Raw genomic sequence first — 13,504 nt, 5'->3', positions numbered from 1 at the left:
CGGCTATTATCAAACAACATCCCAACCTACTATCGCTATTGGCCTTCATAAAAGGCTAAAACAAGATTACCTTCCCGAATAATAATTGGGTTGCCGGGTAATGCGTCCAACAATTCACGTTGGGAATTTTCTACGACAACCGCCACATCTTTATAATGATAATTTTTTAATAAATCAGGTAGCTGTTTTAAGCTATAAAACCGATTAGCGGCATCTGGGTATTTTAACCCGTAGCCTAACTCCCCAGTTTGGTGAAGCATCGTAATATCACTGCGTTTAAGTACCCATGCTAATGCCGTACCTAACCCGACATTATTGGTTAACAGTATAGGTTTATCCGCTAACTGACGATGATACTTCGCAATCACCTCTTGCGGGGTATTATTACTGGCAATACGCGATGGGATGATATGACCCACCGTTAAACTAATTGCCACCGTACACATTGCAGCTAAATACCAAAACCGTTGTTTGAAAGAGACCAAGGCAACCAATAACCAAAAAATAAACGCGCCCGCGGCTAACCATAACTTCCCACTTTCATCGGCCTGAAACACGCTCAATTTAGGGTAATAAGCAGAAGCAATAATTCCCCCAGCAATAACGCCACCTATCAGTGTGTTAATCAATGCATTCAAACGAATAGGCCGTGTTTTTTTCTCCGTAAGTATTTTTTCAATGTAGGCAGCCATAAGAACCGCAATTGGTGCAATACATGGCAAAATATAGGTCAGTAATTTCCCTTTAGTAATACTGAAGAAAACAAATGGCACAATAAACCACAATAGAAAATAAATATGTAACCCTTTTTGTTGCCATGCATGGCGTAGCGCACCAAAAAGGTAACCTAACCAAGGTAATACCGCGGCGAGCAAAATAGGAATATAAAACCAAAATGGGGATTTATTTTGCGCATTATTCGCCATAAAACGTTGAATATGCTCAACCCAGAAGAAATAATTCCAGAAATCAGGCTCACGGCTGGCAATAACAAAAGCCCAAGGCAAGCACACGACAAAAGCAGTAAATAGCGAGACAAATGAAAAAATAAACACTTCTTTGAATTGCTTAAAGTAAATAGCGGCAACCGAACAAACAAGCACAGGCAGCACTAACACAAGAAAGCCTTTTGTTAATACCCCTAACCCACAAGCTACCCCCATCATGATAAAAGCGAGCAATTGATGAGAGAAGGATTTTGTTGTTAACCCCCATTGGAAAAAGAAAATTACCATTGTGATAAATGCTGTCACGATGGGGTCAAGAATATTGTAGGTGCCGATAGTAAAAACCATCAACATGGAAAGATAAATAAACACCGCATTGAAAGCGAGCCGTGAGTTTTTCCAAGCCATTTTGGCACTGAGGTAAACAAATAGCCCACTGACTAATGTGCTAAATACCACGCCAAGGCGAACCGAAACGTTGTTTTCACCAAATAACATTTGGAAAATAGCCCCGACCCAATAACCAAAAATAGGTTTTTCAAAATAGCGGATATCTAAAAGTTCAGGAACGCTCCAATTATAACTAATAATCAATTCCCGGCTAATTTCTGCATACCGTAGTTCATCCGGTTGCCACAATAACCTACCGTTTAACGGTAAAAAATAGGTTACTAGAACAAAACCAAATAACAGACACCATTTTAGGTAGGCAACTTTATTGTTTGCCATAATCATCTCATCTCAACCATTCTTGTTATTGATATTTAATAATTTTATTTCATCTGAACAAACATACTCTTTTTATGTAGCTATTATCGTTATGCCAATTAAACCCCATTTAAACAAGTCAAAAGTTGATTGGTATAAATATCGCTGTATATAAACAATTAATAAATGGAAACTCCATTTTATCGATAAAGAGATAAGAATTGCAGATTAAGACTAAATATATAAAGAATAGTTCAGTCTTTAAAAATAAGGTAAACATTAATGTGTTCTTAATATTAACCATTAATACAGAAACGTGTACCGCGGTCTATAAACAACAAAACCGGCCAGGGCATTCACCATAACCGGTTATTATTCATACCAAATAGTTCTATTTAGCCGCGACGAGTGCTTGTTCAAGGTCGGCTAGAATATCATCGATATGCTCTATCCCAATTGATAAGCGGATCATGTCTCGGGAAACCCCTGCTTGTGCTAACTCTGCATCATTAAGTTGACGATGCGTCGTTGATGCAGGGTGGCAAGCGAGTGATTTAGCATCACCAATATTCACCAACCGCACAATCAGTTTCAAAGCATCAATAAAGCGCGCCCCCGCTTCTTGTCCACCTTTAATACCGAACGACATAATACTGGCTGGTTTACCGTTCATATATTTTTGCGCCAAACCATGTTCAGGGTTACTCGGTAGCCCTGCATATTTTACCCACTCTACTTGTGGATGATTTTCGAGGTAGTTCGCCACTTTTAGCGCATTTTCGGTATGCCTATCCATTCTTAGCGCGAGGGTTTCTAAACCTTGTAAAATCAGGAATGCATTAAACGGTGATAATGCAGCACCCGTTCCGCGCAATGGCGCAACACGGCAACGAGCAATAAAGGCCGCTGCGCCAAAATGTTCGGTATAACTGACGCCATGATAAGCCACATCCGGCTCTATCAATAACGAAAAGCGATTCGGGTATTTTGTCCATGGGAACTTACCTGAATCAATAACCATTCCACCAAGTGATGTGCCGTGACCACCGATATATTTGGTCAATGAATGAACCACGATATCTGCGCCATGTTCAAATGGACGACATAAATACGGTGTCGCCACCGTGTTATCGACAATCAAAGGAATACCATGGCGGTGCGCAACTTCAGCGAGTGCTGCAATATCAACAATAAAGCCCGCAGGGTTTGAAATCGACTCACAAAAAATAGCCCGCGTCTTATCATCAATCAGCGCATCAAATGCAGCGAGATCGTCATGCTCCGCAAACCGTGTTTCAATGCCTAAGCGCGGCAGAGCATGGGCAAATAAGTTATAGGTTCCACCATACAATTTAGCGACAGAAACAATGTTGTCCCCTGCTTGTGCGATAGTTTGAATCGCATAAGTAATTGCCGCCATACCGGAAGCAACAGCTAAACCAGCGACACCACCTTCAAGCGCAGCAACACGTTGCTCTAGAACATCATTCGTTGGGTTCATAATTCGCGTGTAAATATTACCCGCGACTTTTAAATCAAAGAGATCGGCACCGTGCTGAGTATCGTCAAAAGCATAAGAGGTGGTTTGGTAGATTGGCACGGCAACGGACTTAGTGGTAGGGTCAGGAGAGTAACCGGCGTGAATCGATAATGTTTCTAATTTCATTAGTTATCCTTGTTACGACGCACTGGAATAGGTACAGCCAGAGGTAGTGATTACGTTATTATGATGCTGTGATAACCTTAGATATTACCTAAGCCGCTACACCGAGCAACTACTTGCACTTGAAATTATTTCACATTGATAGATGTGGTGAGGGTGATTATCACACTCTTCAGCTTAAAAATTAGTTATATCAATGTCTATCCTTATAACCTATTTCATATTGATATAAAAAAAGCCACAACCTTTACAGGTCATGGCTCTGCGTCTTATAAAACTTTATTTATAATTATAGAAAAGCACCATAAATAACTGAAGTAATAGAAGCTAGCCCACAAATAAAGGTGAATATTTGGGCAGGCTTTGACGTACTGTATTTCTTCATTGCAGGAACAATATTCATCGACACAACAGGTAGAATGAATAGGATAGCGGCAATCATTGGTGCTCCCATCGTTTCAATCATGCCTAAAATACTTGGGTTACGAATAGTCACAATCCAGGTTGTAATCACAATAAACAACATGGATGCCATTTCAATTTTCTTCACAGAGAAAGAAGAACGAGATTTAATTAACCCAACTAAACCTTCGTGAGCCCCTAAGAAGTGACCAAAGTAACTCGATACAATCGCAGCAAAAGCAACAATTGGCCCTAAATAAGACAAGATTGGCGATGGATTGATATTCGCGATATGTGATAGCACACTGATATTTTGTTCTTTCGCAACGGCCAGCTCTGCTGGGCTTAGTGATAACACCACAGAGAAAACGAAAAACATCACAAAGCCTGTCAGCATTAATGCAGCACCACCCGTGATCATATCTGTTTTCACAATAGCATTATTACCAAACTGCTGACGTTGGTCTTTAGTAAATTGACTGATGATTGGGCTATGGTTAAATGAGAATACGATTAGTGGGATCGCCATCCAAACAACCACAGGCATTGCACTCCAATCAGGAGCCACCTCTAACATTGACGTATTCCATTCAGGAATTAAATATAATGATAAAGCTAATAAAATGAACACCAAAGGATAAACCATTAGAGAAGTAAGCTTTAACATAAGCTCACGACCAAACACCACCCCAGCAGTCATTGCAGCAATCAGGACCCCAGACAGCAACCATCGTGGCAGTGGTTCTATTTCGAGTTGATTTACCAAGAACGAATCAACGGTATTTGTGATACCTACACCGTAAATCAATACGATAGGGTAAATAGCGAAGAAATAAGCAAACGTAATAATATTTGCGCCTACTTTACCAAAGTGCTCTTCTACCGTATCTGTAATATCAGCATTTGGATTTTTTGAAGATAAAACAAAGCGTGCTAGCCCTTTATGAGCTAACCAAATCATTGGAGTTGCAATTATTGCCAATATTACTAATGGCCAAAACCCCCCGGCCCCTGCTTTAATTGGTAGAAATAAAACACCAGCCCCCACTGCGGTACCGAATAAAGAAAGTACCCAAGTAAAATCCTTATAGGTCCACTTACTAACAGGTTTATCTGCTGTATCTACTGTTTTTTCAATTGTGCTCATCTTGTGTTCTTCATCATTAACGTTATTAAAATAAGATGTGCAGATTTTGCATTAAATAAGCAACAGTGCCTAATTTAATTACGCTATTTTTTTCAACTTTTTGGCGTAGATCTCGTTAATAACGTAAAAAAAATAAATACCACGTAATTATTCTGTGAATAAATAATTTCGCAATTAATTAAAAAAGTAAATTTTAGATATAAAGTATTTAATTTTTAATTTGAAAAATGGCTGAGCCATTTGCTCAGCCATTTTTTTACCTGAAAAACTGAAGTTTTATAGGTAGACTGGAACTAATATTTCTGTCGCAATCACCACCACAACCAATCCAACTAATACTGGAATTGACGTTCTTTTTACCACTTCAAAAGGAGAGATTTTTGCCATACCAGATACGGCCACGACCACACCTGATACAGGCGATAAAGTCCGTCCTAAGTTAGAGGCTTGCAACATTGGGATCACTAAATAAGCAGGATTGACGCCCATTTGTTTTGCTAAATGAGGGATTAGCTCAACAAACGCATAGAACGGTGCATTCCCCGAGCCCGTTGTCATCGCAGCTAACATCGTAATCACGACCAAGGCAATCATCATCACAATTGCACCTGAACCAAATGATTGTGCGAGGTCAATTAGCCCTTTGATGAAACCAATGGTGCTTAAACCCTGAGCAAAGACCCCAGCGGCGACTAACAACATCACAACCGTTGCAAATGCATCGGCCATTCCTCTATAACAAACTTCTAAACCACCATAGACGTGTTTAGCGCTGAAGCTGCGTAAGAACTCAATGACTGCCGCTAAAATAATGCAGCCAACAATAATAGTTACAATATGCAATTCAGGCGCCCATTTACCATCAAACACTAAAACACCGATAATTGGCGTAAAAGGTAAGATAGCGTAAAAAGCAGGTGCGTGTGTTTTGATTTCATTGACGTCTAACATTTCTGTTTTGACGTTCTCTTTTCTGTCTAAATAACGTTGCCAGAAGAAGTGTGCAATTGACATTGCCACAATTGCCGCAATAGAAATCGGTAAGGTTGTTTTAAACGCAAAATCAATTAATGGCATTTCAGCTGCTTTTGCCGCCAAAATAACGTCACCGGATGTTGGCGCTAAAATAATTGCCGCTGGCGATGCACAAATTGCCGCTGCTGCACCACGACTGATCCCAACATTCACCATGACAGGGAATAACGTCGCCATCAGTAATACACCAAGGCCTGTCGCAGAGGAAACCGCTAACGACATCAAGCATGCCACAATATAAGCGGCAACCATCAACAAATAGGGGGAGTTGATCATTTTTAATGGCTTAGAGGCGATTTTCACCACAACATCATTTGCCCCAATGTGAGTCATATAAGATGCAAACCCACATAACACCATGATCATCATACCAAGGTCGCCACCTCGGCTCATTAATAGGAATTTTATGTATTCCAGAATATCTGTTACGCGCCACCCCGTCGTCGGAACAGAACCTGGTAAAATACTTTTGCCCATAATCGCAGTAATGATCAGAAGTAAAATACCCCCTGTCATTAGCACACCCGTTGCGGAATATCCTTTTATGATATAACGCCCAACTCCAATGGCGACAATAACGCCGATTAAGAGCTCAATCATTTATTTCTCCTGCCTGTCTTATTTTGTAATTATAAAAAATCACTCTGCCTAATCATTAAGCAAAATTCACTGACTATGATCATATCAACAGATGATTTTTAATATAGAAATACGTTAAAACACAAGAGGAATAAATAAAAAATCTTTTTTAGGCGGCAGTTTACAGTCGATATCCCCATATATTAATAAAGAATAGGAAGATCAGCTTAGTTTAGCTATGTCATGTTTTTCACATTAAGGAGGGAAATTGATTAACTAAATAACTCATAAATCATATCACCAAAAAAACCGCGATATTGCAGATAACGAATTTGCTTACTTTTTTCTTTAAAGTCTTTAGGAATACTATCCCCAAATTTCTTACTGCGTACCAGTGCGGCCTTTTCAAACCAATCTACATCTATAGTGGCAAAATGTTTTTCCACAATCGTTTCAGTAAAACCTTTCTGTCGCATTTCTTGTTTTATCCGCAATGGCCCATATCCCTTGCGCAGATAACCTTGCATTAATAGCCCTGCGACACGGTCGTCATCAAGAAAATGTTGCTCACTTAATCTTTCAAGCACCAATTCAATTAAAGGCTCATCAATAATACCTTCATTTTTCTCATACATACGCCGTTTCATACGCGCAAATAGCTCAGCTTTCCCATAATCACGGCGGGAAAGCATAAACAAGGCATATTGGTAAAGCTCGGTTTCATTCATGGCGTTAAACTTTCATCATTAAATTGGGCGCATTGCGCGCCCAGTCTAACATAAACCTTTGTACTCTAGCTTGAATAAGTATGTGATTCGGCTGGCGGAGCGCAGTCAACACCCATGCGGTTTGAATCGTGACGCATATATACTCTAAATAATTCAAGTTGCATGCAGGCGACAGACGAAGACAGACCGATGAGCATACATAAGTATGTGATTCGGCTGGCTGAGCGCAGTCAATACCCATGCGGTTTGAATCGTGACGCATATATACTCTAAATAATTCAAGTTGCATGTAGGCGACAGACGAAGACAGACCGATGAGCATACATAAGTATGTGATTCGGCTGGCTGAGCGCAGTCAATACCCATGCGGTTTGAATCGTGACGCGTATATACTCTAAATAATTCAAGTTGCATGTAGGCGACAAACGAAGACAGACCGATGAGCATACATAAGTATGTGATTCGGCTGGCTGAGCGCAGTCAATACCCATGCGGTTTGAATAGTGACGCATATATACTCTAAATAATTCAAGTTGCATGTAGGCGACAAACGAAGACAGACCGATGAGCATACATAAGTATGTGATTCGGCTGGCTGAGCGCAGTCAACACCCATGCGGCTTGAAGTATGACGAGTATGACGCGTTAGTGAACTTGAGCACCACTCAACAACTTATATATCGTATCAGGAGTATAACTGCCATCTTGGAAATAAATTGTCCAATCCGTAATATCGTCGCGCGTTAATGGATAAACTTCCCCTTCTTGCATATTTTTCACATAAAAAGGATGGTTAATTAAACGCCCTTCAAACTGGTCACCATTCCAAGAAACGGGTTCAAACCACATATGTTCATGACCATCGAAGTCTTCTTCTGCGTCATGATAGCCAATACCGCATTTCACCAAAAAGCGCCATTCTGAATCTTCAGCTTCCTCGTTTTTACCGAGGAATTTGGCAAAGAAACCTTTCTTCTGAGCCACTGGTTTTGGCCCGTAGTTATCTAACATATGCGTGAAATATTCCCAACGTAATTTGGCTTTACGGGACATATCAGCGGTTTCTTCATCTGTACGCATAAACATCATCGCGTTTTGGTCTTCAAAGCCTTCAAAGAAACTTTCTAATACAGGGTTTTCTTGTGTCACACGGAACAACATCGCGGATGGGTGCTGATGAGATTCATCTCTATCATGCCAATCTCCCATAAAGCGCTCTGATGACGCATCTCCAAACTCGAAATTCATCTCTTCAAGTGGCTTCAAGTCATCAATTGGCGTTGATTTACCCACGTGCAACAGACCTTCTTCGAACGGTACTGCAACTAAATACTCATAGCCTGCTTGGGTTTGACCAATAAAAATAGGTTCATTAAACACGATTTTTCCGTGAGTAATACTGTTATTTACGAAGCTCCAAAACAGTTCGGGAATACCATAATAAGAAGCGATCGGGTGAGGTATAATAATTTCCGCTTCAGATAAACCACAGCGAGCCAAACCGTGCGTATGGAACCAATACATGGTCGGGGCGCGCTCTTCTTCTGGCTTGTCTTCATTATCTTCTTGGTCATAAATGGCATGAACAACATACAAAGAATCAATACTTGGCATTAAATCATCAATGAGTTGGAAATTAAGCCACTCACGAGTAAACACTTTCCCTGCGGCAGAAATATCCAGGCCCAGTAATAAATCGGGTACCAAGATTTGAATGACCTTCAGTTGCTGAAGGTAATTAACTAATGGTTGCCCTTGAAATAAGCACTCAACAATCACCGCTTGAGGGGCTGCGCTTGCCTCTGCGTACAGTTCAGGGCTGATTGGGTCAGTGGCAAAATAAGGATTGATAGTATATTCCGGGTCGCTATCCACTAAAGCGATATAAAAACGTAATTCTTCTTCATCTTTTTTGCAGCTAAAGAAAAAGCCGCCGTCCTCTGGAATATAATCTATTTCACCATCAGTAAAATACGTTTGCTCTTCTAAACGCTGCTCAAGTAATAAAGACGTCAGCTCAGAGCCTGGGACAGCAACCATCATAGATGCTTCTTTCTCGCCCTCACCTGCTGCGGAATCAAGGTAATATTGTTTATTATTCATTTTCAGACCTATTAATAAGTGACTCTGGCGAGGATATCAGCTTATATTCATTAAGAATATTGTGATTATTCTTAACAAACAGAGATTGTGATTTGATCCTTCATATTGTAACTAAGTTAATAAATAATCATTATTCGACAATCAGTTATTCTACTTTTCATACTGTATTGACTGAGGCACAATAATGCTCTTTCTTTAGTTTGCTTTAAATTGATAAAGCAAAAAGTTCTATTTCAATAAAGGTAATTCAAATATGGCTGATTTAACCAAAGCACAAAAAGAATATGTCGATGACCTCGCAATGCAACGTGTTTTCGATATGAACAGCGATGAAGTGTTGGTCAACGCCTTAGAACAAAAAATTCACCAAATGGAAGACCATTTGAAAGCCTATTTTCATGAGCGTGTTAAGTTTCATCAGCAAACTAAAAAATAGCCTTTTCCCCGCTCAGTGCCGATGCTGTTTATGATATCGGCACCTGTTTTGCCCCTTTTGAGCGGCTATTCTTAAATAAACAATAAACGCATATTTATTTGGTTCTATTTATCAACAAAAAAGCATTAAGCGCCATCTAAAAATGGGCCTCTAATGATAGAATTATCATCATCACTGTACGACTAATAACAATTTATCTATTACACTTCTTTTTTGTCCAAATATTGAGCCAATTTTATGAAACGCATTCAATTCAGTACTGCACTGATCCTTTCTTCTATTATGAGCATGTCTGTGAGCTTTGCTGATAGCGATCGCCCATTATTTTCAGTCTCTGTAAGTGAATCTGGAGTCCCCCAAAATAACAGCGAAGGCGGCATTACTCGTTCTTCTACCTCAGAGTCACGAGTACTGCCGATTTGGGGCGATGAAGCCCGTGCTCGAGGGTATGATTTACCGGAACCATTTGGGGCAAGTTATGGTTATATGAATCTCCGCCAAGACATTATCGTCGATAAGATTGGCTTTAACTCTGATACACGATTAGGACAAGGCCTTCTTTCTAACATTTTAGTTGAAACAGGTCATACCCGAGAAAAAAATGAATCACATATGCTAAAGCTGGATGCTTGGGTTCTACCATTCATGAATATTTACGGTGTTTATGGAAAAACAAAAGGTTCATCTAAAACTAATATCTCTGGTATATATATGAAAGGGCAACCTAACCCAATGTGGGAGAACTTACCTTTTTCATTGGATTTTAAAGGAAAAACATACGGAGGTGGGGTAACCTTTGCTGGTGGATATAACCAATTTTTTGGAACATTAGACCTAAACTACACTAAAACAAACCTTGATATCTTAGATGGTGATATTACCGCTTTTGTTATGACACCCCGTATTGGATACGAATTTGTGTTCGAGCCATTGATTAGTGGTCAAGGGAATACCAAAGTTCAAATTTGGACTGGTGCCATGTACCAAGATATCACTCAGCGTTTTAAAGGTGACGTTAGTAAATTGAACCTTCCCGAAGAACTTGATTTCTTCATGAATGATCCTGCAATGAAACCCATAGTAGGCAATGTTAAATTCGATGTTAAACAGCATCTTGCCCATAAATGGAATAATACCGTTGGTGCTCGAGTTGAACTGACTCGAAATTTTAATGTATTAACCGAAATCGGCTTTAACAACCGTAACAGCTTCTTTATTTCTGGGGAATTCCGTTTTTAATGTGGCATTCCGCAATTATTCAAAGGCTGGCCTTGCTCAGCCTTTTTATTATTTTTCCCGCTAAAGCTGATTTCCTTCCCGATCGCCAGCAAATCGATGGCTGGCTAAACGATCTCGGGGGGGAAAATAGCTTTGATGAAAGTAAAACTGTTGATTGGGGCATATTGCCAGGGCCATTTTATACCCCCGAAATGGGCATTGGTATTGGTACCGCTCTGGTTGGTTTATATCGAATAGATAAAGAAGATAAACAAACCCAGCCATCGTCTATTGGCTTAAGCGGTTTTGCGTCGTCTACAGGTGCATTTGGCTTAAATTTTACCAATTATAATTTTATTGATAACGACCAGTGGAGATTATTTATTTCCGGCACAATTAACAATATTCCCACTTATTATTGGGGTAAGGGATATTCTGCAGGGAAAAACGATCACAATAAAGAAAAGTACCATTCCCAAGAGTTCCAAATAACCCCAAGAGCCTTATACCAACTGGCTGATTCTACTTATGTTGGGCTCGGTTGGAACTTTTCGTCAATCAACGCCAGCGATCCTGATGATGGCGCCAAACACTATTTCTCCAATTCAATTGGGGGTCGCTCGGTATTAAATTCAGGCATCAGTGCATATTACAGTTATGATACTCGTGATTTTTTGCCTAATGCCTACCAAGGACAAGCTTTCGAAGTGGTTTATACCTATTTTGCCCCAAATCTAGGGAGTGACACTCGTTTTCAAACCACCCAATTGCAATATGCGTACTATCATCAGTTAGCCGAAGAGACTGTTATTGCGTTCGACAATTATGCAAGGTTTTCAAGCGGAAATGTACCGTGGAACCAGCTATCATTACTCGGTAATGGTAACCGTATGCGCGGGTATTACGAAGGCCGCTATCGTGATAACAATATATTCACCAGCCAAATTGAACTTCGCCATAAACTCGATTGGCGCCATGGTATTGTGGGTTGGTTAGGAACAGGAACCATGAGTGATACGGCGTCCGAATTAGGCCAAGGGCATTGGTTACCCACCGTAGGTGTAGGCTATCGTTTTGAATTTAAACCAAGAATGAATGTCCGTTTGGATTTAGGTGTCGGCCGCAACAGTACAGGGATCTATTTTCAGGTTGGGGAGGCATTCTAATGTCCAAATGGGTTACACCAATAGGGATTGCGCTTTTATTAGCCGCCTGCCAAAACCATGACAAACTAGAATTGCCCACTATTGAGCCAGTCGTTACCCCTTATACCGTTGAGGAGGCCTCACAAGCTTGGCCTGTTATTGCTTCTTTAGCCCCTCCACAAGGTTTACGGGCTTGCTGCGCTTTCGGCTACAACTTGCAAGCTGAACTATGGGGACTACCTGTCCCGTTTTACACTATCGATAATATCGTTGAAGCAGATAGCCTCGGTGAACATCATTATAATGACAGCTTTTTAGGTACCTCTGCGGCATTAATGGGGCTCAGTAATGAAAAAATAGGCTTACTCTATACGGATAAAAGCGGGTTTATTGATATTTCCCATGTCAGAGATACTGCAGATTATACTTTTTACTTATTTAGCCAAATTTATCCACGCCTTGGTCAACAATGGTCGCTATCTCTTAGTGAGGAGCTAGCGGATAGACAAATACATTTCAGCGCATTTGAACCGCCACAGTCTGCTGAGCAGCGCTATACCCTTAGTGCCTATTTAGCCGCAAAATTAGCTTTTCAACTCGCTGTATGGCATGAAATTGCGCAGTGGTATGGTTACCAATCTGTACCAGGGTTTTCTGAAGGGATTTCCGCATTTTCCCCTGAAGACCTGTACTCCAATTTACTCGGTTCTCGTCTGGCCTTAACCCTGATACTACAAGGCCGAGCTGGCTCTTTAGCCACTTACTCTCAATCAATGGAAAAAATTCTTCCACTGGCTCTTCACCAGCTAGGCAGCAAAGATAGAAAAACCACACGGAAAACATTTGATAGCGTTGATGGTTTGTGGTGGAACAGTTACCGTAGAGTACCGGAGAAATTTCTTGTTTTAACAAGAGATTACCATACAAATGACCAACGTTATCCTTTGATGCCCCCACAAATTATGCCATCTGAAGGTTTACTTTTAACCTTGCCCGAACGCTACCTCAAATATGATTTGTCATTACTCGCGCAACTGCGCTTGCTCCCTACTGACAATATGAAGCAACTTCCCAAGCCTGTCTCTTATTGGACGGTGGCCGATTTTCCAAAGTTGGCGGAAGATGCGAAGCAACAAGATTTACTGCAACAAGTTTTAAAACCTTAATCAGCAGATTTGTGATATTCATGTAAACCGCTTTATCGGACTTTGTCCTGTCATTACCGCACTTAGAATTTTAAGTTAAATGTCACTTTTTACTCATTTGCAGATAATAATGTTATTTCACTTTTACCGCCTCGATAGACTTTAATAAAACGATGAAGATCTCATTTTGGTTAAAAAATAGACATTCAATCGCTTATTTTTCAGACAAAATAACCCTATAATAACTG

General features: G+C 40.4%; 10 protein-coding genes. 4 read left to right on the top strand and 6 right to left on the bottom strand.

Annotation, left to right across the window (positions count from 1 at the left end):
* Positions 1-35: 35 nt before the first annotated feature.
* From arnT to CYG50_RS21785, 6 genes are all read right to left on the bottom strand, one after another.
* Entirely contained in the window at positions 36-1,682 is a 1,647-nt protein-coding gene (arnT, locus tag CYG50_RS21810) for a lipid IV(A) 4-amino-4-deoxy-L-arabinosyltransferase (protein ID WP_102139167.1), read from the bottom strand.
* A 364-nt stretch (positions 1,683-2,046) separates the two neighbouring features.
* Positions 2,047-3,321 (bottom strand): bifunctional O-acetylhomoserine aminocarboxypropyltransferase/cysteine synthase, encoded by a 1,275-nt coding sequence (locus tag CYG50_RS21805; RefSeq protein ID WP_102139168.1) that lies wholly within the window; start codon positions 3,319-3,321, stop codon positions 2,047-2,049.
* Positions 3,322-3,607: 286 nt separating this feature from the next.
* Positions 3,608-4,867 (bottom strand): aromatic amino acid transport family protein, encoded by a 1,260-nt coding sequence (locus tag CYG50_RS21800; RefSeq protein ID WP_102139169.1) that lies wholly within the window; start codon positions 4,865-4,867, stop codon positions 3,608-3,610.
* Positions 4,868-5,143: 276 nt separating this feature from the next.
* Positions 5,144-6,502 carry an anaerobic C4-dicarboxylate transporter DcuC gene (gene dcuC, locus CYG50_RS21795; protein WP_102139170.1) on the bottom strand — a complete coding sequence of 453 codons (1,359 nt, stop codon included), beginning with the start codon at positions 6,500-6,502 and terminating at the stop codon, positions 5,144-5,146.
* Positions 6,503-6,753: 251 nt separating this feature from the next.
* Positions 6,754-7,209 carry a regulatory protein RecX gene (locus CYG50_RS21790; RefSeq protein ID WP_102139171.1) on the bottom strand — a complete coding sequence of 152 codons (456 nt, stop codon included), beginning with the start codon at positions 7,207-7,209 and terminating at the stop codon, positions 6,754-6,756.
* Positions 7,210-7,854: 645 nt separating this feature from the next.
* On the bottom strand, positions 7,855-9,312 hold the full coding sequence (locus tag CYG50_RS21785; RefSeq protein ID WP_102139172.1) for a DUF4026 domain-containing protein: 1,458 nt from the start codon (positions 9,310-9,312) through the stop codon (positions 7,855-7,857).
* 253 nt (positions 9,313-9,565) lie between these two features.
* On the opposite strand from CYG50_RS21785, the gene CYG50_RS21780 reads away from it, so the two are divergent.
* From CYG50_RS21780 to CYG50_RS21765, 4 genes are all read left to right on the top strand, one after another.
* A complete protein-coding gene (locus tag CYG50_RS21780; RefSeq protein ID WP_102139173.1) occupies positions 9,566-9,748 on the top strand; it encodes a hypothetical protein in 183 nt (60 codons plus the stop codon).
* Positions 9,749-9,985: 237 nt separating this feature from the next.
* A complete protein-coding gene (locus tag CYG50_RS21775) occupies positions 9,986-10,987 on the top strand; it encodes a hypothetical protein (protein ID WP_102139174.1) in 1,002 nt (333 codons plus the stop codon).
* Positions 10,987-12,132, top strand: coding sequence for a BamA/TamA family outer membrane protein (locus tag CYG50_RS21770; RefSeq protein WP_102139175.1), 1,146 nt, complete (start codon positions 10,987-10,989; stop codon positions 12,130-12,132). Before CYG50_RS21775 ends, CYG50_RS21770 begins: the two co-directional genes overlap by 1 nt.
* Positions 12,132-13,277, top strand: coding sequence for a DUF4056 domain-containing protein (locus tag CYG50_RS21765; protein ID WP_102139176.1), 1,146 nt, complete (start codon positions 12,132-12,134; stop codon positions 13,275-13,277). Before CYG50_RS21770 ends, CYG50_RS21765 begins: the two co-directional genes overlap by 1 nt.
* The last annotated feature ends 227 nt before the right edge of the window (positions 13,278-13,504 follow it).

Source organism: Providencia huaxiensis (assembly GCF_002843235.3).
GTDB lineage: Bacteria > Pseudomonadota > Gammaproteobacteria > Enterobacterales > Enterobacteriaceae > Providencia > Providencia huaxiensis.
The sequence above is the reverse complement of the archived record's forward strand: the minus strand, read 5'-3'. Positions and strand labels throughout refer to the sequence as shown.